At 72.3% G+C, this 26599-nt stretch carries 24 protein-coding genes and 2 riboswitches; of the genes, 14 read left to right on the top strand and 10 right to left on the bottom strand.

The genetic code is table 11. The features are described from left to right. Nucleotides 1-71 precede the first annotated feature (71 nt). Nucleotides 72-1253 (bottom strand): quinolinate synthase NadA, encoded by a 1182-nt coding sequence (gene nadA / locus HNR21_RS27805; RefSeq protein ID WP_182707510.1) that lies wholly within the window; start codon nucleotides 1251-1253, stop codon nucleotides 72-74. 300 nt (nucleotides 1254-1553) lie between these two features. On the opposite strand from nadA, the gene HNR21_RS27800 reads away from it, so the two are divergent. Both HNR21_RS27800 and HNR21_RS27795 read left to right on the top strand, forming a co-directional pair. After that, nucleotides 1554-1916: a HesB/IscA family protein gene (locus HNR21_RS27800; RefSeq protein WP_119729645.1), complete on the top strand. Its 363-nt coding sequence runs from the start codon at nucleotides 1554-1556 to the stop codon at nucleotides 1914-1916. 229 nt (nucleotides 1917-2145) lie between these two features. Further along, the gene (locus HNR21_RS27795; RefSeq protein ID WP_182707509.1) at nucleotides 2146-3120 is read left to right on the top strand and encodes a carbohydrate kinase family protein; all 975 of its coding nucleotides are present in this window, start codon (nucleotides 2146-2148) and stop codon (nucleotides 3118-3120) included. Nucleotides 3121-3189: 69 nt separating this feature from the next. Here the strand turns inward: HNR21_RS27795 and HNR21_RS35605 are convergent, their stop codons facing one another. Together HNR21_RS35605 and HNR21_RS27785 are read right to left on the bottom strand one after the other, a co-directional pair. Continuing rightward, nucleotides 3190-3408 carry a sulfurtransferase TusA family protein gene (locus tag HNR21_RS35605; RefSeq protein WP_246445702.1) on the bottom strand — a complete coding sequence of 73 codons (219 nt, stop codon included), beginning with the start codon at nucleotides 3406-3408 and terminating at the stop codon, nucleotides 3190-3192. A 148-nt stretch (nucleotides 3409-3556) separates the two neighbouring features. Beyond that, nucleotides 3557-4708, bottom strand: coding sequence for a cysteine desulfurase family protein (locus HNR21_RS27785; protein WP_182707507.1), 1152 nt, complete (start codon nucleotides 4706-4708; stop codon nucleotides 3557-3559). Nucleotides 4709-4852: 144 nt separating this feature from the next. Between HNR21_RS27785 and ctaC the strand changes: the two genes are divergently transcribed. The 4 genes from ctaC to HNR21_RS27765 all read left to right on the top strand — a co-directional run bounded on the left by ctaC (nucleotide 4853) and on the right by HNR21_RS27765 (nucleotide 9272). Next, a complete protein-coding gene (gene ctaC, locus HNR21_RS27780; protein ID WP_312881345.1) occupies nucleotides 4853-5674 on the top strand; it encodes an aa3-type cytochrome oxidase subunit II in 822 nt (273 codons plus the stop codon). Continuing rightward, on the top strand, nucleotides 5671-7353 hold the full coding sequence (ctaD, locus tag HNR21_RS27775) for an aa3-type cytochrome oxidase subunit I (protein WP_446697337.1): 1683 nt from the start codon (nucleotides 5671-5673) through the stop codon (nucleotides 7351-7353). Before ctaC ends, ctaD begins: the two co-directional genes overlap by 4 nt. 3 nt (nucleotides 7354-7356) lie before the next feature. Continuing rightward, a complete protein-coding gene (locus HNR21_RS27770; RefSeq protein ID WP_119729651.1) occupies nucleotides 7357-7767 on the top strand; it encodes a cytochrome c oxidase subunit 4 in 411 nt (136 codons plus the stop codon). A gap of 188 nt (nucleotides 7768-7955) precedes the next feature. Continuing rightward, on the top strand, nucleotides 7956-9272 hold the full coding sequence (locus HNR21_RS27765) for a L,D-transpeptidase (protein ID WP_312881344.1): 1317 nt from the start codon (nucleotides 7956-7958) through the stop codon (nucleotides 9270-9272). Between the two features lie 9 nt (nucleotides 9273-9281). Here HNR21_RS27765 and HNR21_RS27760 read toward each other — a convergent pair whose 3' ends face one another. The 5 genes from HNR21_RS27760 to HNR21_RS27740 all read right to left on the bottom strand — a co-directional run bounded on the left by HNR21_RS27760 (nucleotide 9282) and on the right by HNR21_RS27740 (nucleotide 16317). Continuing rightward, entirely contained in the window at nucleotides 9282-10586 is a 1305-nt protein-coding gene (locus HNR21_RS27760; RefSeq protein ID WP_182707506.1) for a M48 family metallopeptidase, read from the bottom strand. After that, nucleotides 10583-11842, bottom strand: coding sequence for a hypothetical protein (locus HNR21_RS27755; RefSeq protein ID WP_182707505.1), 1260 nt, complete (start codon nucleotides 11840-11842; stop codon nucleotides 10583-10585). Before HNR21_RS27755 ends, HNR21_RS27760 begins: the two co-directional genes overlap by 4 nt. Nucleotides 11843-11893: 51 nt before the next feature. Further along, a complete protein-coding gene (locus tag HNR21_RS36160) occupies nucleotides 11894-12658 on the bottom strand; it encodes a CHAP domain-containing protein (protein WP_119729655.1) in 765 nt (254 codons plus the stop codon). 9 nt (nucleotides 12659-12667) lie between these two features. After that, nucleotides 12668-12819: riboswitch (cyclic di-AMP (ydaO/yuaA leader) on the bottom strand. Between the two features lie 383 nt (nucleotides 12820-13202). Continuing rightward, a riboswitch (cyclic di-AMP (ydaO/yuaA leader) is annotated at nucleotides 13203-13369 on the bottom strand. A gap of 405 nt (nucleotides 13370-13774) precedes the next feature. Further along, the gene (locus tag HNR21_RS36455) at nucleotides 13775-14752 is read right to left on the bottom strand and encodes a C40 family peptidase (protein WP_312881342.1); all 978 of its coding nucleotides are present in this window, start codon (nucleotides 14750-14752) and stop codon (nucleotides 13775-13777) included. Nucleotides 14753-14913: 161 nt separating this feature from the next. Beyond that, entirely contained in the window at nucleotides 14914-16317 is a 1404-nt protein-coding gene (locus HNR21_RS27740) for an NYN domain-containing protein (RefSeq protein ID WP_119729656.1), read from the bottom strand. A gap of 126 nt (nucleotides 16318-16443) precedes the next feature. On the opposite strand from HNR21_RS27740, the gene HNR21_RS27735 reads away from it, so the two are divergent. From HNR21_RS27735 to HNR21_RS27725, 3 genes are all read left to right on the top strand, one after another. After that, nucleotides 16444-18219 (top strand): DEDD exonuclease domain-containing protein, encoded by a 1776-nt coding sequence (locus tag HNR21_RS27735; protein ID WP_220500320.1) that lies wholly within the window; start codon nucleotides 16444-16446, stop codon nucleotides 18217-18219. Nucleotides 18220-18223: 4 nt separating this feature from the next. Beyond that, nucleotides 18224-18970: a rhomboid family intramembrane serine protease gene (locus HNR21_RS27730; RefSeq protein ID WP_119729658.1), complete on the top strand. Its 747-nt coding sequence runs from the start codon at nucleotides 18224-18226 to the stop codon at nucleotides 18968-18970. Nucleotides 18971-19032: 62 nt separating this feature from the next. Further along, nucleotides 19033-19317, top strand: coding sequence for an Lrp/AsnC family transcriptional regulator (locus HNR21_RS27725; RefSeq protein WP_119729659.1), 285 nt, complete (start codon nucleotides 19033-19035; stop codon nucleotides 19315-19317). 19 nt (nucleotides 19318-19336) lie between these two features. Here HNR21_RS27725 and trpD read toward each other — a convergent pair whose 3' ends face one another. After that, a complete protein-coding gene (gene trpD, locus HNR21_RS27720; protein WP_119729660.1) occupies nucleotides 19337-20398 on the bottom strand; it encodes an anthranilate phosphoribosyltransferase in 1062 nt (353 codons plus the stop codon). Between the two features lie 76 nt (nucleotides 20399-20474). Further along, the gene (locus tag HNR21_RS27715) at nucleotides 20475-20921 is read right to left on the bottom strand and encodes a type 2 periplasmic-binding domain-containing protein (protein WP_246442348.1); all 447 of its coding nucleotides are present in this window, start codon (nucleotides 20919-20921) and stop codon (nucleotides 20475-20477) included. An 82-nt stretch (nucleotides 20922-21003) separates the two neighbouring features. On the opposite strand from HNR21_RS27715, the gene ctaE reads away from it, so the two are divergent. The 5 genes from ctaE to HNR21_RS27690 all read left to right on the top strand — a co-directional run bounded on the left by ctaE (nucleotide 21004) and on the right by HNR21_RS27690 (nucleotide 26571). Further along, nucleotides 21004-21663, top strand: coding sequence for an aa3-type cytochrome oxidase subunit III (gene ctaE / locus HNR21_RS27710; protein ID WP_119729662.1), 660 nt, complete (start codon nucleotides 21004-21006; stop codon nucleotides 21661-21663). 43 nt (nucleotides 21664-21706) lie between these two features. Continuing rightward, entirely contained in the window at nucleotides 21707-22618 is a 912-nt protein-coding gene (gene qcrC / locus HNR21_RS27705) for a cytochrome bc1 complex diheme cytochrome c subunit (RefSeq protein ID WP_119729663.1), read from the top strand. Further along, a complete protein-coding gene (gene qcrA, locus HNR21_RS27700; RefSeq protein ID WP_119729664.1) occupies nucleotides 22615-23736 on the top strand; it encodes a cytochrome bc1 complex Rieske iron-sulfur subunit in 1122 nt (373 codons plus the stop codon). Before qcrC ends, qcrA begins: the two co-directional genes overlap by 4 nt. Further along, a complete protein-coding gene (qcrB, locus tag HNR21_RS27695; protein WP_119729665.1) occupies nucleotides 23733-25379 on the top strand; it encodes a cytochrome bc1 complex cytochrome b subunit in 1647 nt (548 codons plus the stop codon). Before qcrA ends, qcrB begins: the two co-directional genes overlap by 4 nt. 67 nt (nucleotides 25380-25446) lie before the next feature. Beyond that, the gene (locus tag HNR21_RS27690) at nucleotides 25447-26571 is read left to right on the top strand and encodes a glycosyltransferase family 4 protein (protein WP_182707503.1); all 1125 of its coding nucleotides are present in this window, start codon (nucleotides 25447-25449) and stop codon (nucleotides 26569-26571) included. Nucleotides 26572-26599: the final 28 nt, after the last annotated feature.

The following is a 26599-nucleotide window of genomic DNA, read 5'->3' as shown; positions in this document are numbered from 1 at the left end:
CCGCGCGGTCCGCGCCCCGCGCGGTGCCGCCGTGGCCGCGCGGCCACGGCGGCGGACGCCGTCACGGCCCGTTACGGCAGGGCCAGCATCTGGTCCAGGGCGACCCGGGCGTAGTGCGCGGTCTCCTCGTCCACCCGGATCCGGTTGACGACCTCGCCGCGGGCCAGCGCCTCCAGCGACCACACCAGGTGGGGCAGGTCGATCCGGTTCATGGTCGAGCAGAAGCACACGGTGCGGTCCAGGAACATGATGTTCTTGTCCGGGTGCCGGTTGGCCAGCCGCCGCACCAGGTTCAGCTCGGTGCCGACCGCCCACGACGAGCCCGCCGGGGCCTCCGCCAGGGTCCTGATGATGTACTCGGTCGACCCGATGTAGTCGGCCTCCACCACCACCTCGTGCCGGCACTCGGGGTGCACCAGGATGTTCACGTCCGGCACCTGCTCCCGCATGTCGTCCACCGACTGCTTGGTGAACCGGCCGTGCACCGAGCAGTGCCCCCTCCACAGCAGCATCCGCGCGTCGCGGAACTGCTGCGGGGTCAGCCCGCCGTCCGGGCGGTGCGGGTTGTAGACCACGCAGTCCTCCAGCGCGAAGCCCATCTCCAGCACCGCGGTGTTGCGGCCCAGGTGCTGGTCGGGCAGGAACAGCACCTTCGACCCCTTGGAGTACGCCCAGTCCAGGGCGCGCCGGGCGTTGGAGGAGGTGCACACCACCCCGCCGTGCCGGCCGACGAACGCCTTGATGTCGGCCGAGGAGTTCATGTACGTGACCGGGACCACGTCGTCGGCCACCCCCATGTCCTCCAGGACCTCCCAGCACTCCTCGACCTGGTCGAACGTGGCCATGTCGGCCATCGAGCAGCCGGCCGCCAGGTCGGGCAGCACCACCTGCTGGTGGTCGGCGGTGAGGATGTCGGCGGACTCGGCCATGAAGTGCACGCCGCAGAACACCACGTAGGGGGCCTGCGGCCGGGCCGCGGCCTGCTGCGCCAGCTTGAAGGAGTCGCCGGTCACGTCCGCGAACTGGATCACCTCGTCGCGCTGGTAGTGGTGGCCCAGCACGAACACCTGCTCGCCCAGCGCGGCCTTGGCCGCCCTGGCACGCTCCACCAGTTCGGGATCGGAGGCCGGCGGCAGCTCGCCGGGGCAGTCCACACCGCGTTCGCTGTCCGGGTCGGTCCCGGCGCCCAGCAGCAACAGGGGCAGGCGCGGCTCGGTGAAGCCGGGGGCGCCGATCTCCGGGGTGGTGGTCACGGTGATCTCCCTTCGCGACGGGGACTTATCGTCGCACTGACGACTAATGGTCGCACATGTCCGGGGATGCGCGTTCCACCGGGTGGCCGCGGGGCGTCCGGGAACGCCCGGCCGCGAGGTGAGCACGGGATGAGATCCCCGACGCGCCCCGGGATGGACGGAATGCGGGCGGGCCGGGGTACGTTGGTGTTTGCCAGAAGGCGCAGCGACGTCTTCGGGGCCACGGCCCCAACCCCGAGAACGACATCTGGACGCGACGGTCGCCGGACGGCCGGCGGAGTGAGACCGGGAGCTGAACACATGACGGTAGAGAGCACGCAGGGGACCACCGAGCAGGTCACTGGCGTCATCCTCACCGACGCGGCGGCGAGCAAGGCCAAGGCTCTGCTGGAGCAGGAGGGCCGCGAGGACCTGGCGCTGCGTGTCGCCGTGCAGCCGGGCGGCTGCTCCGGGCTGATCTACCAGCTCTTCTTCGACGAGCGCGAGATGGACGGCGACCTGGTGCAGGACTTCGACGGCCTGGCCGTGCGGGTGGACCGGATGAGCGCCCCGTACCTGGCCGGCGCCACCATCGACTTCGTCGACACCATCGAGAAGCAGGGCTTCACCATCGACAACCCGAACGCCACGGGCTCGTGCGCGTGCGGCGACAGCTTCAACTGAGCCACCGCGAGATCCGTTCCGCGACGGCCCGGGTGCCCGGCACCCGGGCCGTCGGCATGCCGGGGACATGCCGGGGGGATGCGCATGCCGGGGAGATGCGCGCCGGGTGCCCTCCGTGGTGCGATGGACGTTAACCTTTGCAGGCCCGCGGGACGGGGGCCGCGCAGCCCCGCGGGGTTGACCACAGCCGGATACAGAGCCGGACGACCCAGACGAGGAGAGCGACGCCGTGCGCATCGCCGTGACCGGATCCATCGCGACCGACCATCTGATGACCTTCCCCGGCAAGTTCACCGACCAGCTCGTGCCGGACCAGCTCGACCGGGTCTCACTGTCGTTCCTGGTGGACGAGCTGGAGGTACGCCGGGGCGGCATCGCCGCCAACATCTGCTACGGGATGGGGTCGCTGGGGCACCGGCCGATCCTGGTCGGCGCGGTCGGCGACGACTTCGCCGACTACCGCTCCTGGCTGGAGCGGCACGGCGTCGACACCGCCTCGGTGCACGTGTCCGAGCTGCGGCACACCGCCCGCTTCCTGTGCACCACCGACGAGGACCACAACCAGATCGCCTCGTTCTACGCCGGCGCGATGAGCGAGGCCCGCGACATCGAGCTGCGGCCGGTCGCCGACCGGGTCGGCGGGCTGGACCTGGTGATGATCAGCCCGAACGACCCCGAGGCGATGATCCGGCACACCGAGGAGTGCCGCGAGCGCGGCTACGCCTTCGCCGCCGACATCTCCCAGCAGCTGGCCCGCATGGACGGCGCCGACATCCGCACCCTGGTCGAGGGCGCCTCGTACCTGTTCACCAACGAGTACGAGAAGGGCCTGTGCGAGCAGAAGACCGGCTGGAGCGACGCGGAGATCCTGGACCGGGTGCAGATCCGGATCACCACCCTCGGCGCCAAGGGCGTGGTGATCACCCGTAAGGGCCAGCCGGAGATCCACGTGCCCGCCGCCCCCGTCGAGAAGGCCGTCGAGCCCACCGGCGTGGGCGACGCCTTCCGCGCCGGGTTCCTGTCCGCGGTGGCCTGGGGCCTGTCCCTGGAGCGCGCCGCCCAGGTCGGCAACCTGCTGGCCGCGCACTGCCTGGAGAGCCCCGGCCCGCAGGAGTACCGCCTGACCGGCCGGACCTTCCTGGAGCGCTTCACCGACGCCTACGGCCAGGCCGCCGCCGACGAAGTCGCCCCCCATCTCTCCTGAGGCGTCCCCTGACACGTCACGCCGAACGCCCCGCCACCCCGGCGGGGCGTTCGGCGTTCGCGCGAAGGGTCAGTAGCAGCGGCGGATGTGGAAGGCCCAGCCGCGTTCGAGGGTCTCCTCGCGGACGAACTCCTGCGACTTCATCCGGCACCAGGCCGGCACGTCGGTGCGCGCCGCCACGTCGTCGGCCAGCACCGCCACCACCTCGCCGACCGGGACCTCCCGGATCCGCTCGGCCAGCCAGATGATGGGGATCGGGCACTTGCGGCCGAGCGCGTCGATCACCAGCGCCGGGGTCGGGTATGCGGGGTCGGCCTGCGGCTCGGCGGGCGCGGCGGCCGGCTGCTCGGGGGCGGCGGCCTGGTCGCGCCGGTGGCGGCCGGCGGGGGCTGCTCGGCGGGTGCCGCGGCTACGGAACCTCATCAGGGCGCTCCTGTCACGCGGTGGTCATGCCGGCACCGCGGCGCAGCCTGCTCACCGCGTCCGGGAGCACGGCCAGGAACCGGTCGACTTCGGTGGACTGCACGCCACGGGGCAGCGATACCCGGACGTTCCCGTGGGTGATCACTCGCATCGCCTCCAGCACGTGGCTGGGACGAAGCGTATCGGCCGTGCACGAGCTGCCGGACGAAACCGCGAATCCCAGCCGGTCGAGTTCGGTCAGCAGCGCCTCGCCCTCGACGTACAGGCAGGAGAAGGTGACGATGTGCGGCAGCCGCCGCACCGGGTCGCCCACCACCTGCACGTCCGGCACCGTCTCCGGGAGGGTCCGGCGGATCCGGTCCACCAGCGCCGACAGCCGGGGACCGTCGGCGGCCATCTCGGCGCGGAACGCGCGCAGCGCCGCCGCCGCGGCGGCCGCGGCCGGCACGTTCTCGAACCCGGGGACGCGGCGGCCCTCCCGCTCGTCGTCGGGCAGCGGCGACCGCCACCGGGTGTTCTTGCGGATCACCAGCACCCCGACCCCGGCCGGGCCGCCCCACTTGTGCGCGCTGGCGGCCAGCGTCGACCAGCCGCCGGGCACGTCCGTGCGGCCCACGGACTGCGCGGCGTCCACGAACAGCGGGATCCGCGCCGCCCGGCACGCCTCGGCGACCTCCGCCACCGGCTGCACCGTGCCCACCTCGTGGTTGGCCGACTGCAGGCAGGCCAGCGCGGTGTCCGGGCGCAGCGCGGCGGCGAACTCGGCCGGATCCACCCGGCCGTGCCCGTCCACGCCCACCCGGGTGACCTCGCCGCCGTCGCGTTCGTGCAGCTCGGCGGCGTGCAGCACGCTGGAGTGCTCCACCTGGGTCACCACCAGGTGACGGCCGGCGCGGCGGCGGGCGCGCAGGCCCCCGAGCACCGCCAGATGCACCGCCTGGGTGCCCGAGGAGGTGAAGAAGACCTCGTCCGGCCGGACGCCGAGCACGTCGGCGACCTCGGCCCGGGCGGCGTCCAGCAGCATCCGGGCGCGGCGGGCGGAACCGTACAGCCGCGCGGGGTCGGCCCAGCCGCCGTCGAGGGCCTCCAGCAGCGCCGTCCGCGCCGCCGGGTGCAGGGGTTCGGTGGAGGCGGCGTCGAAGTAGCCTCCGGGCGCACTGGTCACGTCCCGACACTAACCCGTCCCGGGCCCTAACCCGCCACCCGATCAGGGGGGTGGGGCACCCTCGCGCTAATGTGTCCTGCACACGTGTGAACTACCGACCTGACCGCCCGGGAGTCCGGGCTTCATCTGTGGGGAAGGCATTCCGTGAGTCCGACCCGCTCAAGGGAGCGGCGTACGCCGGTGCGCGGCCGCCGCGCATTGACCAGTGCCGGCGCGCTGGCCCTGCTGGCGCTGAGCGCCACCGCGTGCAGCGAAGAGGCGACCCGCCTTGGCATGCCCGAGCCGATCAGCGAGCAGGCCGAGCGCATGTTGACGCTCTGGCAGGGCTCCTGGATCGCCGCGTTCGCCGTGGGCGGCGTCGTCTGGGGTCTGATCATCTGGGCGGTGCTGTTCCACCGCAAGCGCTCCGACGACCTCCCGCCGCAGGTCCGCTACAACCTGCCGATCGAGATGCTCTACACCGCGGTGCCGTTCGTGATCATCGCGGTGCTGTTCTACTTCACCGCGCGTGACCAGAACTACGTCGAGAAGACCACCACGAACAACGTGGCCGCGGTGATCGACGTGCACGGCTTCCAGTGGAGCTGGCAGTTCGACTACAAGGAGAGCCTGGCCCCGAACGCCCCCGTGGTCGCCTCGGTGGTGGGCATCCCGGTGGAGCCGGACGCCGCCAACAAGCCGCAGGTCGTGATCCCGGCAGGGCAGAAGGTACGCTTCCGGCTGCACTCCAACGACGTGATCCACTCGTTCTGGGTGCCGGCCCTGCTGTACAAGAAGGACGTCGTCCCCGGCTACGTCAACGAGTTCGAGGTGACGGCCACCAAGACCGGCACCTACGAGGGCCGTTGCGCCGAGTTGTGCGGCGTCGACCACAGCCGGATGCTCTTCCAGCTCAAGGTGGTCACGCCGGCCGAGTACCAGAAGTTCATCGCCGATTCGAAGGCGGCCCGAGGAGCACAGCAGTGACAACGCTCAGCCACGCTCCGAGCGAACCGCTCGCCGCGTCGCGGACCAGCAAGGGACGTCTCATCGCGTCCTGGATGTCGACCACCGACCACAAGGTGATCGGTTACCTGTACCTGATCACCTCGTTCATGATGTTCCTGATCGGTGGCGTGCTGGCCATCGTGATGCGGGCCGAGCTGTTCAAGCCGGGCCTGCAGGTGGTGAGCAACGAGCAGTTCAACCAGCTGTTCACCATGCACGGCACGATCATGCTGCTGATGTTCGCCACGCCGCTGTTCGCCGGCTTCGCGAACGTGATCATGCCGCTCCAGATCGGGGCGCCCGACGTGGCGTTCCCGCGGCTGAACATGCTGGCCTACTGGCTGTTCCTGTTCGGCAGCCTGATCGTGATCGCCGGGTTCCTCACCCCCGGCGGCGCCGCCAGCTTCGGCTGGTTCGCCTACGCCCCGCTGTCGGACGCGGTCCGCTCCCCGGGGGTCGGCGGCGACATGTGGGTGATGGGCCTGGCCATGTCCGGCTTCGGCACCATCATGGGCGCGGTCAACTTCATCACCACGATCCTGTGCATGCGGGCCCCGGGCATGACCATGTTCCGGATGCCGATCTTCACCTGGAACATCCTGCTCACCTCGATCCTGGTGCTGCTGGCGTTCCCGGTGCTGGCCGCGGCGCTGCTGGCGCTGTTCGCCGACCGCAAGTTCGGCACCCACATCTTCGACTCCGCGCACGGCGGGGCGATCCTGTGGCAGCACCTGTTCTGGTTCTTCGGGCACCCCGAGGTCTACATCATCGCGCTGCCGTTCTTCGGGATCATCACCGAGATCCTGCCGGTGTTCAGCCGCAAGCCGATCTTCGGCTACATCGGCCTGGTGTTCGCCACCATCGCCATCGCCGGCCTGTCGGTCACCGTGTGGGCGCACCACATGTACGTGACCGGCCAGGTGCTGCTGCCGTTCTTCTCGTTCATGACGTTCCTGATCGCGGTGCCCACCGGGGTGAAGTTCTTCAACTGGGTCGGCACCATGTGGCGCGGGCAGCTGTCCTTCGAGTCGCCGATGCTGTGGTCGATCGGCTTCCTGGTGACCTTCCTGTTCGGCGGGCTGACCGGCGTCATCCTGGCCTCCCCGCCGCTGGACTTCCAGCTGTCGGACTCCTACTTCGTGGTGGCGCACTTCCACTACGTGGTGTTCGGCACGGTGGTGTTCGCGATGTTCGCCGGGTTCTACTTCTGGTGGCCCAAGTGGACCGGCAAGATGCTGAACGACACGCTCGGCAAGGTGCAGTTCTGGATGCTGTTCATCGGCTTCCACGGCACCTTCCTGGTGCAGCACTGGCTGGGCGCGGCCGGCATGCCGCGGCGGTACTCCGACTACGCCGAGGAGTTCACCGCGCTGAACCAGGTGTCGACGGTGTTCTCGATCCTGCTGTCGCTGTCGCTGCTGCCGTTCTTCTACAACGTGTACATCACCGCGAAGCGGGGCAAGAAGGTCGAGGTCGACGACCCCTGGGGCTACGGCAACTCGCTGGAGTGGGCGACCTCCTGCCCGCCGCCCCGGCACAACTTCACCTCGATCCCACGGATTCGCTCGGAGCGCCCGGCGTTCGACCTGCACCACCCGCACGTGGGGGTGCGCGGCGAACTGGCCGGCGCCGGGGCCGTCACCAAATCGGAGCACTGACCGATGCGCGTTCAGGCGTTCATGTTCTACGGGTGCGCCATCTTCTTCCTGGTCACCGACGTCGTCTACTGGCTGTGGTCCAAGGAGTGGACGGGCACCACCGCGCTGGCCCTGTCGGTCGGCCTGGCCGGGCTGATCGGGTTCTACATCCACTTCACCGTCCGGCGGCTGGAGAAGGCCAACGACGGCCCGCTGTACGAGGACGACCCCGACGGCGAGATCGTGCAGGCGGCCGGTGAGGTGGGCTTCTTCAGCCCGCACAGCTGGTGGCCGCTGTTCCTGGCGCTGTCGGCGGCGGCCGTGACGCTGGGCTTCGTGTTCGGCTGGTGGCTGGTGGCCTTCGGGGTCGCGGCGACCCTGATGAGCTGCGTCGGGCTGGTCTTCGAGTACTACCGGGGCCACTTCCAGCACTGACGGTTCGTTTTAGGCAAAAGGTCTCCTAAGGGGGCCGGTGTCCGCTTACCGCCGGACATCGGCCCCCTTCATAATTGACCCGTCCATCCAATCGGGTGAGCTGCGTGACATGACGGGGCGAATCGGATGGCCCGCCCCGGCGGGCATTCACCGAACGCGGCCGCCCGGCGAGGCACGGGGGTTGAGACGTGAACGGTGGCGTCCGGAATCCGGAAGGCAGGCGGCCCATCCGCACGGCCGGGGCGATGGCCGCGGCGGCGACGCTGGCGGTCGCGGCGGCCGGCTGCAGCGGGGACGACGCCGAACCGGTCCGGCCGTTACCGATCGGCCTCAGCGTGGTCCCGCACGGAGCCACCGGGGTGCCGCCCGAGAACCCCATCGTGGTGCGGGTGCACGACGGCACCCTGCAGAACGTCACCGTCCGGTCCGGAGGCGAGCAGGTCGAGGGCTCCCTCAGCGGCGACCGCGGCGAGTGGAGATCGCGCTGGGCGCTCACCCCGGGCGCCGGCTACGAGGTGGTGGCCACCGCCATGGGCCGCGACGGGCGGACCCGCACCGTCACCAGCCGGTTCACCACCCGCAGGGTCGCCCAGGGGATCGAGGCGTCGGTGGAGGCGCCGAACCCCGGCGAGACGGTGGGCATCGGGATGCCGATCATCCTGCGGTTCGACCGCCCGGTGACCGACAAGGCGGCCGTGGAACGGGCCCTGGAGGTGCGCTCCAGCCGCCGGGTCGAGGGGGCCTGGCACTGGTTCGCCGAGGACCAGAGCGTGGTGTTCCGGCCCCGCAGGTACTGGCCCGCCCACACGAACGTGCGGCTGATCGCCCATCTGAACGGCGTCCGCGCGGTCCGCGACGGCTACGCCACCCAGGACCTGGACCTGAGGTTCCGGATCGGGGAGGCGCACACCAGCGTGGCCAGCGCCAGGACGCACCGCATGGTCGTCTACCGCAACGGCAGGAAGATCAGGGACTTCCCGATCAGCATGGGCAAGGGCACGCTCCGCAAGTACACCACCACCAACGGCGTCCACCTGACGATGGACAAGGGCAACCCGGTGATCATGGACTCGTCCACCGTGGGCTGCCCGCCCGGCTGCCCCGACTACTACCGCCAGACCGTCTACTGGTCGGTCCGCATCTCCAACAGCGGCGAGTACGTCCACGCCGCGCCCTGGTCGGTCGGCTCGCAGGGACGCGCCAACGTCAGCCACGGCTGCGTCAACATGGCGCCCGAGGCGGCCCGCTGGTTCTACAACTTCAGCTACCGGGGCGACCCCTACACGGTCACCGGCACCGACCGTGAGCTCGAGCCGGACAACGGCTGGGGCTACTGGCAGCTCGGCTGGCGCAAGTGGGTGGCCGGCAGCGCCCTCGGGCAGTCCGTGATGGCCGGCCCCGAGGGCAGCACCCCCGTCCGGCCGAGGTGGCAGGCGCGGCGCCCGCCCGCGGCGCCGTCGCCGTCACCGTCGGCGGCGATCCCCTCGGCCACCCGGGGCGGCTGAACGGCCCGGTCACCGGCCCGGCGGCTCGGGCATCCCGTTCAGGCGGGCCCAGGTGCGGGCCATGGCGATCCGCTCGGGCCCGCTGGGATGGGTGAACCACAGCACGTACTCGACCGGGCCGGGGCGCAGGTCCGACAGGTTGCGGACCGACAGCTCGCGCTGCATCGACACGAACGTGGCCGGATCGCGGGTCAGGTTCAGGGCGTGGGCGTCGGCGCGGGCCTCGATGTGCCGGCTGACCAGGTTCTGCACGGGGCCGCCGAGCTGCGCCAGCACGGCCACGGCGGCCAGCAGCAGCGCCGCCTGCCGGGGGTCCGCCCCGCCCGCCCCGTCCGGGCCGTCCTCGTCCAGCCCGGCCCGGCGGCGCAGCCGCGGCGAGGTCAGCGCGAGGAACAGCAGGCAGACGCCGCCCGAGACGCCCAGCGCCCCCACCAGCGTGCCGTACAGCACGTCGCCCCGCTCGGCGTGCCCCAGCTCGTGCGCCACGATCGACTCGATCCGCTCCGGCGGCGACTTCAGCAGGGTGTCGTACACCACGATCCGGCGGGTGGAGCCGAACCCGGACACGTACGCGTTCAGCGCGGTCGTCCGCCGGGACGCGTCGGCGACCAGCACGTCCTCGACCGGCACCCCGTCGCGTTCGGCCATCCGCAGCAGGTCGGTGCGCAGCTGACCGGCCGGCAGCGAGGTGAACCGGTTGAACACCGGCTCCACCACCAGCGGGTAGGCGAACGACACCGCCACCACCAGGGCGAACCCGCCGGCGGCGGCCCCGGTCCACCAGTAGCGCGGGAACCGGCGGGCCAGCGCGAACAGCAGCAGCACCGCCACCGTCCAGATCACCCAGGTCAGCCCCAGCGACTTGAGCTGGTCCAGCAGCCAGGAGGGCCAGCTCTGGGTGGACAGCCCGTACCGCCGCAGCACGCCCTCCCGCCAGATCGAGAACGGCAGGGCCGCCAGCCGCAGCAGCGTGGTCAGCACGATCACCGCCACCGCGGGCCGCAGCGCCCGCCACCGCACCCACCCGGTGCACCGGCCCAGGAGCCGCGCCCCCAGCGGGGTCAGGCCCAGCAGCAGCGCCACCAGCAGCCCGGCGAGCAGCCCCGCGTAGGCGGGCGGGTTGATCGCCCGGTCGAACGCCGCCGACCGGGCCAGCTCGACGGGGGAGAAGTCGCGGGCGGGATCGGGGCGCACCGCGCCGCCCGGGACGTCGCCGGGCAGCGGATCCCACGGGGTGGTCGCCGCCAGCACCGCGGCCACGGCCGCCAGCAACACCACCGCCGTGATCAGCGCCGCCGTCCGGGCCCGCCTCATCCCAGCTCCTTCCGCAGGTAGTCACGCCACATCGCGGTGAAGCCGGCGGTGCCCACGCCCAGCGTCGAGCGCAGCGCCGCCTCCTGGGACCGGCGGCCCGCCGCCCGGTACAGCTCCACCAGCGCGTCCTCGCCGTACCGTTCGGCGACCATGCGGCAGGCCAGCCACGCCTCCGCGTACACCTGGGGGAGCCGGTCCGGCCCGTCGAAGTCGGCGGCCTCCGGCAGCGCCTCGGGCACCCGGCCGGCCGCCACCTCCCGGGCCAGCTCGCGCGCCGCCGAACGCACCGGCACCGTGGCCCCCTTGTAGCCGACGTAGTCGGCCAGGCCCTCGATCAGCCACAGCGGGGTGCGGCCGTCACGGGCGCCTCCGGTGGCGACATGGGTGAGCTCGTGGGTCAGCACGACCTCGCGGCCGAGGGCGTTCAGCCTGCCGAACGTGCCGGGGGCGATCACGATCCGGTCCTCCCCGGCGGGACCGGAGACGGCCAGCGCCGCGATGTTCGTCACGGGGTTGCCGGGGGCCAGCGCCGCGGCCCGCTGGTCGTCGGCGGGGACCAGCGCCACCACCCGGCGCGCCCAGCGGTCCCCCACGACCTCGGTGATCCGCGGCACCGCGGCGTCGAGCCGGCCGGCGATCTCCTCCAGCCCGCCGGTCGCGCCGATCACCAGGCTGTGCCTGCCGCGCACCGCGGCGATCCGGGCGCCGTCCCAGATGTCGGCGTCGTCGCTCAGGCCGTTGCGGACGCCGTCGCCGACGATCCGCCAGCCGGACCCCTCGCCGGGGGCGAACGTCAGGTAGCGGGTGCGGGTGACCTCGCGTTCGTCGAATCCTCGCAGCCGGTAGCGCAGCGTCAGCTTCAGGGTGGCGCCGCCGTCGCCGGTGGCGGCGGGGACGGGGGAGGCGGTCTCCTCCCGCCAGGACTCCAGCGGCAGCCGCATCAGGTTGTCGAACAGCAGGCGCTGCGACTCGCGGAACGCCTCGGAGGCCCCGATCACGGTGGCCAGGAAGGCGGCCCGGTCGCGTTCCCGGACGGCGCGCGCCCGGTTCCGCAGGATCGTCTCCACCGCCCGGACGTCGGGAGGGGGAACGGGCGCGCCCGTGGCGGTGGCGGCCGGCGCCGGGGACCCGCCGTCCCGGGCGACCGTCCACAGGCCCCCGGCGAGCAGGACGGCGACCAGGGGCACAACGACGAGCACCGGCCGGCGCGTCACGCGCCGGCCGGTGCTCAGAGGATGCGATGTGCCGTCGGCCATGCCGGTGATCCTATTGACCGGTCACGGGTGCGGCGTCGCCGCGGGGGATCGTCACCCGGCGTACTCGGGGTAGCCGTAGCCCACGATGGTGTCGGGGGTGCGGACCTTGGAGACGACCTGGTTGGAGATGTTGCCCTCGACGGTCTTGACCTTGCCGTTGTCCAGCACCTCGGTGACCAGGCCCACGTGGTCGATGCCGCCGATGCTCTTGCCGCCGTCCCAGTCGAAGAAGACGATGGCGCCCGGCTTGGCCTTGGTGCCCCAGCGGCCCTGGTCCTCGAACGAGCCCGCGTAGGTCACGGTGTACGGGTCGGCGCCCAGCACGTCCTTGTCACCGGTCTTGTCGGCGACCCAGGCCAGGAACATCGCGCACCAGGCGGCGTCCTCATAGACCTTGGGGTTGCTGCCGCCGTCGCGCTTGACGGTCTGCACGGCGCGGTCGGTGGTGGCGAACCACTCGCCGTACTTGCTCTTGCCGGCGCTGTCCTCGCCGATGCCCACCTGGCTCTTGGCGATCTTGATGACGTCCTCGGCCGTGGCCTTCTTCTCGGCGGTCACCTCGCCCTCGCCCCTGCCCTCGGAGCGGTCGCCCTCGTCGGCGAACACGTTGACCGGGGAGGCGGCCCGGACGGCGGACTCGGCCGGAGCCTGGGTCGCGATGGTCAGCCCGGTGGTGGCCACCGCGCCGGCGACCAGGGCGCCGGCGACCGCGCCCTGACGGGAGCGGAAGCCCTCGGCCAGGCGGGTCAGGCCCGGGATGGTGTTGACGGTGTCGGTGATGCGGGTGAGACGGTCGAAACGACGCTTGCCTGCCACGGCATGTGCTCCTCTGCTTCCATGCCGCCTACCGGGTTAGCTGACGGGTTCGGGCTTGGAAGTCGCCCTACGGCCGCGCACGGCCGATTCACCCCGGAAAAGGTGGGTCCCCGGCTCCGCAGCCCCTGCATGAGGGCATGCGGACTCGGCGGCGGACGCCCATGGACGGACGCCCGTCTGGGTGTGTGGGAAAAGATCGCCCTGCGGTTCAGGGCACGGCTCGGCCTGCGGCCGGGCCGGGGTTACGGGTCTGTGTGCGCCGGAACGGCGCGGGGCCTGTCAGGCCCGGGCGCTCGCGCGCCCTGTCAGGGGATGACGGTCCGTGCGCCGGAATGGCCCGCCGCGTCGGGCGCGACCTGGTGGTTCTGCACGGACGTCGTGTGCACGCGCTCGGCCAGGTTCGGCACTGTGCCGGTCGGCGCCTGTGCCGGGGTCGCGGTCGCCAGGACCAGGACCGGGGTCAGGGCGAGCGTGCCAGCGATGGCGCCGCCCGCGAGCTTGGCCTTGCGTGTGAGGCTGATGACAGCGTTGCTGGACAGGGGTGACTCCTTCTTCCAGACGCCTACCGGGTTAGCTGACGGGTTCGGGCTGGAAGTCGCCCTACGGTGCTCCTCGTCCCGGAGTCATCCGGGACAGGTGCGCCGATTCACCCCAGGTATAGGTGGGTCCCCGGCTCCGTCGTCCTCTGTGCGGGCCCGGCGACCGGTGTCGACCGGCGCGCCGCGTCCCTCGGGGAGAGGATCGGACGGACTCGGCGTGGCCGCGTACGCGGCCTCGTTGACGAGTTTCCTGATTGTGCGGACCGGACGGATCCGGTGGCGGCCGTGTGGATCACGGCGGGCCGAGGCCGGACCGGCCGGTGCAGGCACGGCGTCTGGGGGACACCGTCGCCGCTGCGACGCATGGAGGGGCGCCGCTGTCCGTCATAAGGTACCAAACACCCGGCTCAAGGCAAATCATCCGCAAACCGGACATGACGTGGGTCACGAGACCCTGCTGGATGTCCGTCCCAGGTTGTACAGAGGTAAACAGCAGGTCTGGGCGGATGCATTCCCCGGTCACGGGACCGCCCGCACGCGCGGGCGGTCCGAGCCTTCGCCGACCGGGTCGCGGGCGCTACGGACGCCCGGCGCCGTAGTAGTTGGAGGCGTAGTAGCCCGAGGTGATGTCGACGATCTCCACGTTCTTGCCGGTGCGCGGCGCGTGGATCATCTTGCCGTCGCCCACGTACATCCCCACGTGCCCCAGGCTGTTGAAGAACACCAGGTCGCCGGGCTGCAGGCTGGACCGGGAGACCCGGCGGGTGGCCGCGTACTGCGAGTTGGTGGTGCGCGGGATGCTGACCCCCGCGGCCCCCCAGGCGCGCATGGTCAGGCCGGAGCAGTCGAAGGAGTTCGGCCCCTCGGCCCCGTACTGGTACGGCTTGCCCAGCTGCGCGTAGGCGTAGTTGAGCGCGGTGCGCGCCGAGCCGCTGGCCGGACCGGTGTAGGTGCCGCCCACGCTGCCCGGCCGGTCCTGGGTGACGCCCATCCGGCGCAGCAGCGCCTTCTGCTGCGCGATGGCCTTCTCGACCTTCTGCTTCTGCTCGCGCAGCTCGTCGGTGCGGCGCTTGACGTCGTCATAGGCCTGCTGCGCCTGTCCCTGCTGGCGCTGCACCCGCTGCGCGGCGGCCAGGAAGGTGGCCAGCTCCGAGCTGCGGTTGCGGGACAGGTGGGCGAAGATCGCCGACTGGTCGAGAACGGCCTGCGGGTCGCCGGTGCCGACGAACCTGGCCACGTCCATGTCGCCGTTCTTGTAGGCCTCGGCGGCCATCTGGGCGATCTGGGTGCGGGCCTTCTCGAAGTCGGCCAGCTCGGCGGCGGCGGCCTTGCGGGCGGCCTTCAGCTTGGCCCTGGCGGCCTTGAGGTCCTCCTCGGCCTGGTTGTACTTCTCCACCAGCTGCTCGACCTCTTTGTTGAGCTTGTCGAGCTTCTTCTGCACCGATGCGGCCGAGGGGGTGGGGTCGGCGTGAACGGTGGCGACGGGAAGCGCCACCGTCGTCGCCACGGTGAGGCAGGCGGCTGCCCAGAATCGGCGGGTCCTGTCGCTGGCCACGGTCGTGTTTGCCCCTCTCTTCCACCCTTGTCGGCGGATCACGTTAGCGAGGGGCAACACCGGTCACAACCGATACGTGCGTTCTTTCAGGCTCAATTAAGACGATGTCACCATACGTCCCTGCATGATCACGGTTCGTCAGCAGTTCCAGGCCGACGGGCTCAGGCCCGGCCCAGCCGGCGCAGCAGCAGGGTGGACGGGGCCGGACGGGCCTCCGCCCGGCGGGCCGCGTCGGCCACCTCCCGGTCGGAGGAGACCACCACCACCGGCCGGCCCGGCGGCTCGGCCCGCACCAGCTCGCCGATCAGCTCGTCGGCGGTCTGTCCCGGCCGGCTGAACCGCACCCGCACCCCGCGCGGCGGGTTCACCGGCACCGGCGCCTCCAGCTCGGCGCCGTCGAACACGCAGGTCACCTCGGCGCCGGTCTGCGCGGCCAGCCCGCCCAGCGCGCGCACCAGCCGGTTGCGCTGGTCGGCCAGCGGCAGCTCGCCGTAGCCGGTCTTGGTGACGTTGTAGCCGTCGATGATCAGATGCACCTGGGGCAGCGTCAGCAGCCGGTCCAGCAGCCGCGGGTCCTGGTCCGACAGCGCCCGGCCGGGCACCGCCCGGTGCGCCGGCCCGTGCGGGTCCGCCGAGCCCACCGCGTCGGCCGGCCGGTCGATCATCGACGGCAGCGCCAGCTCCCGGCGCACCCCCTGCGCCGCGTCGACCAGGGTGTCCAGCAGCATCCGCAGCCGCACGTCGTCGACATTGCGGCCCTCCCGGGCGGCCCGCCGGGCCAGCTCGGCGGCCGCCTCGGCCTCGGCCAGCCGGGCGCGCAGCCGGCGCAGCTCCTTGTCGGCCGCGGCCGAGGCCTCCCGCGCCGCGGCGCGCTCCCGCTCGGCCTCGGCGGCCAGCTCGCCCGCCCGCTCCCGCGCCGCCTTGTGCCCCATCCGCTCCTCGTGCAGCCTGCGGCGCAGGTCGGAGATCTCCGCCTTGGCGTGCCGCAGCTCGGCGCGCAGCCGGTCCAGCTCCGCGGTCCGCGCCGCCCGCGCCGCGGCCAGCTCCTGCTGCAGCACGGCGATCCGGCGTTCCAGCGCCGCCCCCTCGGCCGCGTCCGCCGACCGCTCCAGCTCCGCCCGGGCCGCCTCGACCAGCCGGGGCCAGCCGGGCGGGCGCAGCAGGTAGGCGATGGCGGCCACCGTCACCGGGTCGGCGATCGGCGGCACCGTGCCCGCCTCCACCGCCGCGGCCAGCTCCGGCTCGGTCTCCCGCATCCGGTCGGCGACCTTGGCCCGGAACTCGGCGTCCTTCTCCAGCACCGGGGCGATGTGCCGGCCCGCGTGCCGGGCCCGCTTGCGGCGCTCCCACCGGGCGAACGGGCGCAGCGTGGGCGGGATCCGGTCCACCGGCAGCGTCCCGATCAGCTCCGCGGCCGCCTCCACCACCTGCTGGCGCACCGCTTCGGGGAGCGGGCCGCCGAGCCGCTCGGGCGGGTCCGCCCCCGGGGTCTCCGGGCCGCTGTCGATGATCGTGCTCCTCCCAGGCTCCCGACCGGCGATTCGGCGCGCGCGGCGGCGTCCCACGGGCCTTCCACGCGTGGAACGATCGCAAACGCACAAGCGTACGTATCCACCCTAGAGCCCCCGGTACGGCCGTGGAGCGGGGGTGACCGGACTGAAATGTCGTCGTCGTGGGCTACCGTGCCCGCCATGACATCCGACGGGGCGGAGCATGCCGTGCGGCAGGCCGTGCAGGGCACGCTGGACGACCTGGGCACCCCGCTGGCGGACGTCGTCTTCGTGGTGGTGGACCTGGAGACCACCGGGGGCTCGGCCGCCGAGTCGGCGATCACCGAGATCGGCGCGGTCAAGGTGCGCGGCGGAGAGGTGCTCGGCGAGTTCGCCACCCTGGTCGACCCGGGCGGGCCGATCCCGCCGTTCATCACCGCCCTCACCGGGATCACCCAGCAGATGGTGACCGCCGCGCCGCGGATCGAGGCGGTGCTGCCGGCGTTCCTGGAGTTCGCCCGCGGCTGCGTGCTGGTCGCCCACAACGCCCCGTTCGACGTCGGCTTCCTGCGGGCCGCCTGCGCCGCGCAGGGGTACGCCTGGCCGGCGTTCCCGGTCGTGGACACCGCCGACCTGGCCCGCCGGGTGCTCACCCGCGACGAGGTGCCCAACTGCCGGCTGGGCACGCTGGCCCGCCACTTCCGCTCGGCCACCGAGCCCTGCCACCGGGCCCTGGCCGACGCCCGGGCCACCGTCGACGTGCTGCACGGGCTGATCGAACGGCTCGGCTCGTTCGGCGTGCAGTCGCTGGAGGAGATGCGGGCGTTCGCCAAGACCCCCAGCCCCGAGCAGCAGCGCAAGCGGCACCTGGCCGACGGCATGCCCGCCGCCCCCGGCGTCTACCTGTTCGAGGACGCCCGCGGCGAGGTGCTCTACGTCGGCAAGAGCACCAACCTGCGCACCCGCGTCCGCTCCTACTTCACCGCCTCGGAGACCCGCCGCCGGATCCGCGAGATGGTCGGCCTGGCGGAACGGGTCCGGCCCATCGTGTGCGCCACCGGGCTCGAGGCCGAGGTCCGCGAACTGCGGCTGATCGCCGAGCACAAGCCCCGCTACAACCGGCGGTCCAAGTTCCCCGAACGGGCGCTGTGGCTCAAGCTGGCCCTGTCCGAGCCGTTCCCGCGGCTGTCGATCGTCCGGGAGTGCCGCGACGACGACGCGGTCTACCTGGGGCCCTTCGGCTCCGCCCGGGTCGCCGAGGAGGCCCGCGCCGCGCTGCACGAGGCGGTGCCGCTGCGGCAGTGCACCCAGCGGCTGACGCCCCGCCTCGTCGAACGGGGCAGGGCGCGCAGTTGCGTGCTGGGCGAGATCGGCCGCTGCGGCGCCCCCTGCGAGGGCCGCGAGCCGCCCGAGGCGTACGCCCGCCACGTCGAGGCCGCCCGCACGGTGATGGAGGGCGACGTCCGGCCCGTGGTCGCCGCCGCCCAGGTCCGCATCGACCGGCTGGCCGTGGAGATGCGCTACGAGGAGGCCGCCGCCCAGCGCGACCGGCTCGCCGCCTTCGTCCGCGCCGCCGCCCGCGGCCAGCGGCTGGCCGCCCTGTCGCGCTGCGCCCAGCTCGTCGCGGCGCGGCCGGCCTTCGGCGGCGGCTGGGAGCTGGCGGTCGTCCGGTACGGGCGGCTCGCCGGCACCGGGACCATCCCGCCCGGCGCGAACGTGTGGCCCTACGTCGACGCGGTGATCGCCACCTCCGAGACCGTCTTCCCCGGGCCCGGTCCCGCCGGCAGCGCGCTCCCCGAGGAGACCGAGTGCGTGCTGCGCTGGCTGGACCAGCCCGGCACCCGCCTGGTCGAGGTGGACGGCGACTGGATCTGCCCGGTGCACGGGGCCGAGAGCCTGCGGGAGTGGCTGGACCGCGCCTACGCCCCGGTCGAGCCCGAGGACCGCGTGCGCCGGGGCGGCCGGCCACTAAGGTGAGCGCGTGGCCCTGCCCCTGTACGACAGCCAGCCCGCCCGGCGCCCCCCGGTGGTCACCTACCTCCTGGTGGCGGTCAACGTGGTGATCTTCCTGTTCACGCCGATGGCCTCGGTCGTCGCCTCCTACGGCCAAGGCGACGCCCGCGACTGCGCCGCGGTCGAGTTCGTCCTGGAGCACGGGGCCGTCCCCAAGGAGCTGACCACCGGCGAGCAGCAGGCGCCGCCGGAGCGGGTCGGGCCGTGCCTGGTGCAGCCGTACGACAAGGTGCCCTGGGTGACCGCGTTCACCTCGATGTTCCTGCACAGCGACTGGCTGCACCTGACCGGGAACGTGGTCATGCTCTTCGTCATGGGCGCGGGGGTGGAGGACCGGCTGGGACGGTTGCGGTACCTGCTGGCCTACCTGCTGTTCGGGCTGGTGGCGGTGTACGGGTTCGCGCTCGCCTCACCGGACTCGACGGTCCCGCTGATCGGCGCGTCGGGGGCGATCGCCGGAGTGCTGGGCGCCTACATGGTCCTCAACCCGCGCGGCCGGATCGTCAGCTTCGTCGCCCCGCTGTTCGTGAGCCGGCTGCCCGCGTGGGTGATGCTCGGGCTGTGGTTCGTCATCCAGTGGTGGTCCCTGGAGGACGAGGACAGCAACGTCGCCTATGTCGCGCACATCTACGGCTTCGTGGCGGGCGTGCTGTTCGCGCTCCTGGCACGGCGGGCGGGCCCCACCCGCAAGGCCGTCGCGCTGGCCGCCGAGTGAGTTCCGGGGGCCCGCCGGCGCACCGATAGGCTTCCTGCGCAACCGAGGAAGCAGGAGGCGCAGTGATCACCGCGATCGTGCTGATCAAGACCGACGTCGCCCGGATCGACGAGGTGGCCAGGGAGATCGCCGCCCTCGACGGGGTCAGCGAGGTCTACTCCATCACCGGGGAGTACGACCTGGTCGCCATGGTCCGGGTGCGCGAGCACGAGCGGCTGGCCGAGGTGATCCCCGGACGGATCAACAAGGTCCCCGGCATCCGCGACACCGAGACCCACATCGCCTTCGAGACCTACTCCCAGCACGACCTGGAGGCCGCGTTCTCCCTGGGGCTGCCCGAGGAGTGAGCAGGCCCCGCCGCCCGGGTCAGCCCTTGAGCGACCGCGAGACCCGGACCCAGCGGTCCAGCAGCGCGGCGGCCCGGCCGGAGTCGACCGCCTCGGCCGCCCGCGCGTAGGCGTCGCGCAGCGCCTCGGTGAGCCCGGCGGCCGGCGGGGCGCCCTCGGCCGCCACCATCACCGCCGCCGCGTTCAGCAGCGTCATGTCCCGCACCGGGCCCGGCTCCCCGGCCAGCAGGTCCCGCGCCACCCGCGCGTTGTACGCGGCGTCCGCGCCGCGCAACTGGTCGGGCGTGGAGCGCGGCAGCCCCAGGTCCGCCGGGTCGAAGCGGACCTCCTCGGCGGTGCCCTCGCGCACCACCCACACCGACGAGGTGCCGGTGGTGGTCAGCTCGTCCAGCCCGTCGTCCCCGCGGAACACCAGCGACGAGGAGCCCCGCTCGGCGAACACCCCGGCGACGATCCCCGCCATCCGGGGGTGGAACACGCCCACCGCCGAGGCCTGCGGCTGCGCCGGGTTGGTCAGCGGGCCCAGGAAGTTGAACACCGTGGGGGCGCCCAGCTCGCGCCGGGTCCGGGCGGCGTGCCGCAGCGCCGGGTGGTACAGCGGCGCGAAGCAGAACGTGATGCCGACCTCCTCGGCCACCCGCACGGCGGCCTGCGGCGGCAGGTCGATCGCCACCCCCAGGGCCTCCAGCACGTCCGCCGACCCGCTGGAGGAGGTGGCGGCGCGGTTGCCGTGCTTGACGATCCGCACCCCCGCCGCGGCGGCCACGATCGAGGCCATGGTGGAGAAGTTGACGGTGTGCGCGCGGTCCCCGCCGGTGCCCACCAGGTCGGCGATCCGCGCCCCCTCGGGGGCGGGGACCCGGATCCGGGTGGCGTTGGCGAGCATCCCCTCGGCCAGCCCGGCGACCTCGGCGACCGTCTCCCCCTTGGCCCGCAGCGCCACGGCGAACCCGGCGATCTGCACGTCGGTGGCCTCGCCCGACATGATCTCGTTCATCGCCCACGCCGTCTCCTCCGCCGACAGCGACTCGCCGTCGAGCAGGGCGTTCAGCAGTGCGGGCCAGGTTCTGCGCGCGTCCATGGGTTCCCCCGAGGAGTAGGTGTCGGCAATGCGGAGGGCGGCCGCGGACGGCGCCGCCCGGGCTCGGCCGCTCGGGCTAGCGGACCGGCAGCCGGGCGGCCCGGCGCCGCCGCAGCTGGTCCGCCACCGCCTCGGCCAGCGCCATCGGGTCCAGCGGCTGGCTCACCACGGCGTCGGCCCGCGACCAGGTCGCCAGCCACCCGTCGTCGCGCCGGGCGATGATCGCCACGAACGGCGGGCAGTCGTAGACCTCGTCCTTGGCCTGCCGGCAGACCCCGAGCCCGCCGGCCGGCTGCGCCTCCGCGTCCACCACGGCCACGTCGATGTCGCCCTCGTCCAGCCGCGCCACCACGGCGGGCTGGGTGGCGACCTCCACGTACTCCACCCTCGGCAGGTCGGCCGCCGGCCGCCGGCCGATCGCCATCCGCACCTGCGCGCGGGTGTCGGCGTCGTCGCTGTAGACCAGGACCTTCATGGGGGCTTCGCCGTCGGCGGCGGCGGGCCCGGACGGGGAGATGCTCATGGCAGGCAAGGCTACCGGGTCCGGGCCGGGCGGACCCCCTAACGGGGGGTCCTGCGCGGGACCACCCCCGGGTGCCGCAATAATGTCGCCCGTGGCAACAGCATCCGCGATTCAAACAACTCCGCACGCTCGGACCAACCGTCCCAACCTGGTCAGCGTGGGGACGATCGTCTGGCTGTCGTCCGAGCTGATGTTCTTCGCGGCGTTGTTCGCGATGTTCTTCACCATCCGCTCGGTGACCATCGGCCAGGACGGCCAGCACGCGTGGCCCGGCGCCGAGCTGGACCTGCCGCTGTCGGCCTTCAACACCACCATCCTGGTGCTGTCCTCGGTGACCTGCCAGATGGGCGTGTTCAAGGCCGAGGCCGGCAAGGTCGGGCGTGACGGCAGCATCTTCAACGTCGCCAGGTGGGGACTGCGCGAGTGGTACGTGCTCACCTTCCTGATGGGCGCGTACTTCGTGGGCGGCCAGATCTTCGAGTACTACAACCTGGTCACCCACGACGGTCTGACGCTGTCGTCGTCGGCGTACGGCTCGGTCTTCTACATGACGACCGGCTTCCACGGCCTGCACGTGACCGGCGGGCTCATCGCCTTCCTGTTCGTCCTGGGCCGCACCTACGCCGCCAAGCGCTGGACCCACGAGCAGGCGACCAGCGCGATCGTCGTGTCCTACTACTGGCACTTCGTCGACGTGGTCTGGATCGGCCTGTTCGGCGTGATCTACCTGCTCGACCTGTAGCCTCTGCCCGACTTCCACCGACATGACCCGAACGGGGATATCCGTGAAAAGGTTCACCGCATGGCGACGGCGCCCGTGGGCGGGCTACGCCGTCGTGCTGGCGGCCCTGGCGGCGATCGGGGCGATCTACGCCGGATTCTCGCCGCGCACCGACCCTGCCGAGGCGGCCCACTCCGCGCAGGCCGCCGCCGACCTGGCCAACGGCCGGCAGCTCTACAACAAGAACTGCGCCAGCTGCCACGGACCCAACGCCGAGGGCACCCGGGACGCCCAGGGCCGCCCGCTGGCGCCCAGCCTGATCGGCGTCGGCGCGGCCTCGGTCGACTTCCAGGTCTCCACGGGCCGCATGCCCGCGATGAACCCCGGCGCGCAGATGCCGCGCAAGGAGCCGATCCCGGAGTTCAACACCAACATCCCGACCGACTTCCACGACCCCGAGCAGCGGGAGCGGGCCGAGAAGCAGAAGGCCCAGGCCGAGAAGAACCTGGCCGACCTGCGCAACTACATCCAGTCGCTGGGCGGCGGGCCCGAGGTGCCCAGCGCCGCGATGGTCGACCCCGAGGGCGGTGACGTCGCGCTCGGCGGCAAGCTGTTCCGCACCAACTGCGCCCAGTGCCACAACTTCGTCGGCTCCGGCGGCGCGCTGACCGGCGGCAAGTACGCCCCGCCGCTCAGCGACGACGACGTCACCCCGACGCAGATCTACGAGGCGATGCTGACCGGGCCGCAGGCCATGCCGGTGTTCAACGACACCACCCTGACCCCGGAGCAGAAGAAGGCGATCATCGCCTACGTGGTGCAGACCCGCGAGGAGCCCAACCCCGGCGGTAACGGCCTGGGCCGCATCGGCCCGGTGGCCGAGGGCCTGACCGGCTGGCTGGTCGGCATGTCGATGCTGGTCCTGGCGGCGATGTGGCTGACCGCCAAGAAGCCCAAGAAGCTGAAGAAGTCATGAGCGACAACAACACCGGCTCGAACGAGCCCATGGAGCCCGGCGACGCCGTCCACGAGGAACAGCAGTCGCCCAAGCGCAAGGTCGGCACCCCGACCCAGGGCGGCCGGCTGCTGGCCACCGACGAGTCCGAGCCCGCCCCGCAGGGCGCCGGCGCCGAGCTCGACGAGGCCGCCGCCAAGCGGGCCGAGCGCGTGGTCGCGGCGTTCTTCCTGCTCGCCGCGCTGGCCAGCGTCGGGTTCATCGCCGCGTACGTGTGGAGCGGGACCCAGGGCCCCAACGGCATGCACGGCCTGGACGACGCGCGCGCCTCCAACTACGCCCTGGGCGCCTGCATGACCGTGGCGATGCTGGCCATGGCCATCGGCGTGACCATCTGGGTGCGCCGGCTCATGACCAGCAAGCAGATCGTCCAGCAGCGCGGGAACCTGCACTCCGACGAGGCCACCCGGGCCGAGTTCGAGACCAACTTCATGGCCGGGGCCGCCGACAGCGCGGTCACCAGGCGGCCGCTGCTGCGCCGCACCCTGCTGCTGGCCGCCGCCCCGCTGGGCCTGGCCCCGCTGGTGCTGCTGCGCGACCTCGGCCCGCTGCCGGAGAAGCGGCTGCGCCACACGTTCTGGGGCGAGGCCGTCAAGGAGGCCAAGAAGCACGGCAGGCCGGGCGTCCGCCTGGTGGTGGACGGCACCGACCGGGCGCTGCGGGTCAGCGACTTCGCCACTCCCGGCTCCATGATCACGGTGCTGCCGGAGGGGGTCGAGAAGTCGCACCACGCGCTGAACGAGATCGCCAAGTCGGTCACCATCCTGATCAACGTCCCCGCCGACAAGTTCAAGCCGGTCAAGGGGCGGGAGAACTGGCACGTGGGCGGGATCGTCGCCTACTCCAAGATCTGCACGCACGTGGGCTGCCCGGCGGCCCTGTACGAGCAGACCACGCACCACATCCTGTGCCCGTGCCACCAGTCCACGTTCGACGCCACCGATGGCGCCAAGGTCATCTTCGGTCCGGCGGCCAGGCCCCTGCCGCAGCTTCCGCTGTCGGTCGACGACGAGGGGTACCTGATCGCCACCGATGACTTCCCCGAGCCGATCGGTCCGAGCTTCTGGGAGCGCGGATGAGCACGCAGAGCACGCCCCCCAAGGCGGTCTCCGGGCCGCTGAACTTCCTGGACGACCGGCTCGGATCCACCACCTTCTTCCGCCGGAACATGAAGAAGGTGTTTCCGGACCACTGGTCGTTCATGCTGGGCGAGATCGCCCTCTACTCGTTCGTCATCCTGCTGCTCACCGGGACCTTCCTGACCCTGTGGTTCCAGCCGAGCATGCACGAGGTGGTGTACGAGGGCTCCTACACCAAGCTCAACGGTGTGGAGATGTCGCAGGCGTACGCCTCCACCCTGCACATCAGCTTCGACGTGCGGGGCGGCCTGCTGATGCGGCAGATGCACCACTGGGCCGCGATCCTGTTCATGTGCGCGATCGCCGCGCACATGCTGCGGGTGTTCTTCACCGGCGCCTACCGCAAGCCGCGTGAGCTGAACTGGCTGATCGGCATCGGGCTGTTCACCCTGGGCATGGTGGAGGGCCTGTTTGGCTACTCGCTGCCGGACGACCTGCTGTCGGGCACCGGTCTGCGGATCACCCAGGGCGTCGCCGAGTCGATCCCGGTGGTCGGCACCTACATCTACATGTTCCTGTTCGGCGGCGAGTTCCCGCACGGCACCGACGGCGAGATCATCCCGCGCCTGTTCACCCTGCACGTGCTGCTGATCCCCGGCGTCATCCTGGCGCTGGTCACCGCCCACATGATGATCATGTGGCACCAGAAGCACACCCAGATGCCCGGCCCCGGCCGCACCAACGACAACGTGGTGGGCTACCCGTTCTACCCGGTGTTCATGGCCAAGACCGGCGCGTACTTCCTGTTCACCTTCGGGGTGGTGGCGCTGCTGGCCACGTTCGCCCAGATCAACCCGATCTGGCTGTTCGGGCCCTACGACCCGGGCGCCATCTCGGCCGGCTCCCAGCCGGACTGGTACATGGGCGTGCTGGAGGGCGCGCTGCGCATCATGCCGAACTGGGAGACCACCGCGTTCGGCCACACCATCAGCTGGAACGTGCTGATCCCGGCGACGGTGCCGCTCGGCATCATCTTCGGCGGCGCGGCGGCGTGGCCGTTCATCGAGCAGTGGGTCACCGGGGACCGGCGTTCGCACCACCTGGTGGAGCGTCCGCGCAACGCCCCGGTCCGCACCGGCGTGGGCATGGCCGCCGTCACCTTCTACGGCCTGCTGTGGCTGGCCGGCGGCAACGACGTGATCGCCGAGCGGTTCCACGTGTCGCTGTTCGCCACGACCTGGTTCTTCCGGGTGGCGGTCTTCGTGGGCCCGGTGCTGGCGTTCATCATCACCAAGCGGATCTGCCTGGGCCTGCAGCGCAAGGACGCCGCCGTCATGCACCACGGCGTCGAGGCGGGCATCATCCTGATGTCGCCGGAGGGCGCGTTCAGCGAGAAGCACGAGGCGCCGACGGAGGAGGAGCGGGCGGTCATCCTCAGCAAGGAGAACAAGTCCCCCGCCCTGCGGCCCGTCGACGACAGCGGCATCCCCGCGCCCGGCAGCAAGGGCCCGCTGGGCCACCTGCGGGGCCGGCTGCACCGCTACTGGACCTTCGACGACGTTCCCGTGGAGGAGCACGACCACCACGAGGAGCACCACGAGGTCGAGGAGGGCGCGGGCGTCCGCAAGGAACTGACCCGCTGACCGCCCGATTCCTGAACGAGCCCGTCACCGCCACCGGTGGCGGGCTCGTTCGTACGCTGGAGCCGACATGACCAAGACGCTCGTGGTGACGAACGACTTCCCGCCCCGGCCGGGAGGGATCCAGGCGTTCGTGCACAACCTGGCGGTGCGCCGGCCCCCCGGCTCGGTGGTGGTGTACGCGCCCGCGTGGAAGGGGGACGCCGCCTTCGACGCGGCACAGCCGTTCCCGGTGGTGCGCCACCCCACGTCACTGATGCTGCCGGAGCCGTCGGTGCTGCGGCGGGCCGGGCAGATCGCCCGGTCGGAGGGCTGCGACTCGGTGGTGTTCGGGGCGGCGGCCCCGCTCGGGCTGCTGGCCCCGGCGCTGCGGCGGCACGGGGTGCGGCGGTTCGTGGGGATCACCCACGGGCACGAGGCGGGCTGGGCGGCGCTGCCGGTGGCGCGGCGGGTGCTGCGCCGGATCGGGGACGGCGTGGACGTGCTCACCTACCTGGGGGAGTACACCCGGTCCCGGATGGCGGCGGCGCTGTCGCCGCAGGCGGTGGCCCGGATGGCGCGGCTGGCGCCGGGGGTGGACGAGAAGACCTTCTTCCGGGGCTGCGGGGGCGAGGAGATCCGGCGGCGGCACGGGCTGGGGGACCGGCCGGTGGCGGTGTGCGTGTCGCGGCTGGTGCCCCGCAAGGGACAGGACGCGCTGATCCACGCCTGGCCCGCGGTGCTGCGCCGGGTGCCGGACGCGGCGTTGCTGCTGGTCGGCGGCGGTCCGTACCGGCCGGCGCTGGAGCGGCTCGCCGCCGAACGCGGGGTTGTGGACTCGGTGTTCCTCACCGGGAGCGTGCCGTGGGAGGAACTGCCGGCCCACTACGACGCGGGCGACGTGTTCGCGATGCCGTGCCGGACACGGCGGCGCGGCCTGGACGTGGAGGGCCTCGGCATCGTGTACCTGGAGGCGTCGGCGACCGGGCTGCCGGTGGTGGCGGGGAACTCGGGGGGCGCGCCGGACGCGGTCCTCGACGGCGAGACCGGTCTGGTGGTCGACGGCCGTTCGGTGCGCGCGGTGGCCGAGGCGGTGGCGGGGCTGCTGGCCGACCCCGGGCGGGCGCGGGCGATGGGCGACCGGGGCCGGGCCTGGGTGGAGCGGGACTGGCGGTGGGACGTCCAGGCCGCGCGCCTGGACGCCCTCCTCGCCTGAGCCGTCCCCCTACGTCCCTACGGTCCGG

Source organism: Thermomonospora cellulosilytica (assembly GCF_014138835.1).
Classification (GTDB): domain Bacteria; phylum Actinomycetota; class Actinomycetes; order Streptosporangiales; family Streptosporangiaceae; genus Thermomonospora; species Thermomonospora amylolytica.
Note: the sequence above shows the minus strand (reverse complement) of the source record. Positions and strands in the feature narration are given on the sequence as shown.

Coding starts and splice junctions, on each gene's coding strand:
- HNR21_RS27800 (WP_119729645.1), top strand. CDS start 1,554: ATGACGGTAGAGAGCACGCAGGGGACCACCGAGCAGGTCACTGGCGTC.
- HNR21_RS27770 (WP_119729651.1), top strand. CDS start 7,357: ATGCGCGTTCAGGCGTTCATGTTCTACGGGTGCGCCATCTTCTTCCTG.
- HNR21_RS27760 (WP_182707506.1), bottom strand. CDS start 10,586: ATGAGGCGGGCCCGGACGGCGGCGCTGATCACGGCGGTGGTGTTGCTG.
- HNR21_RS27755 (WP_182707505.1), bottom strand. CDS start 11,842: ATGGCCGACGGCACATCGCATCCTCTGAGCACCGGCCGGCGCGTGACG.
- HNR21_RS27735 (WP_220500320.1), top strand. CDS start 16,444: ATGACATCCGACGGGGCGGAGCATGCCGTGCGGCAGGCCGTGCAGGGC.
- trpD (WP_119729660.1), bottom strand. CDS start 20,398: ATGGACGCGCGCAGAACCTGGCCCGCACTGCTGAACGCCCTGCTCGAC.
- HNR21_RS27715 (WP_246442348.1), bottom strand. CDS start 20,921: ATGAGCATCTCCCCGTCCGGGCCCGCCGCCGCCGACGGCGAAGCCCCC.
- ctaE (WP_119729662.1), top strand. CDS start 21,004: ATGTCGCCCGTGGCAACAGCATCCGCGATTCAAACAACTCCGCACGCT.
- qcrA (WP_119729664.1), top strand. CDS start 22,615: ATGAGCGACAACAACACCGGCTCGAACGAGCCCATGGAGCCCGGCGAC.
- qcrB (WP_119729665.1), top strand. CDS start 23,733: ATGAGCACGCAGAGCACGCCCCCCAAGGCGGTCTCCGGGCCGCTGAAC.
- HNR21_RS27690 (WP_182707503.1), top strand. CDS start 25,447: ATGACCAAGACGCTCGTGGTGACGAACGACTTCCCGCCCCGGCCGGGA.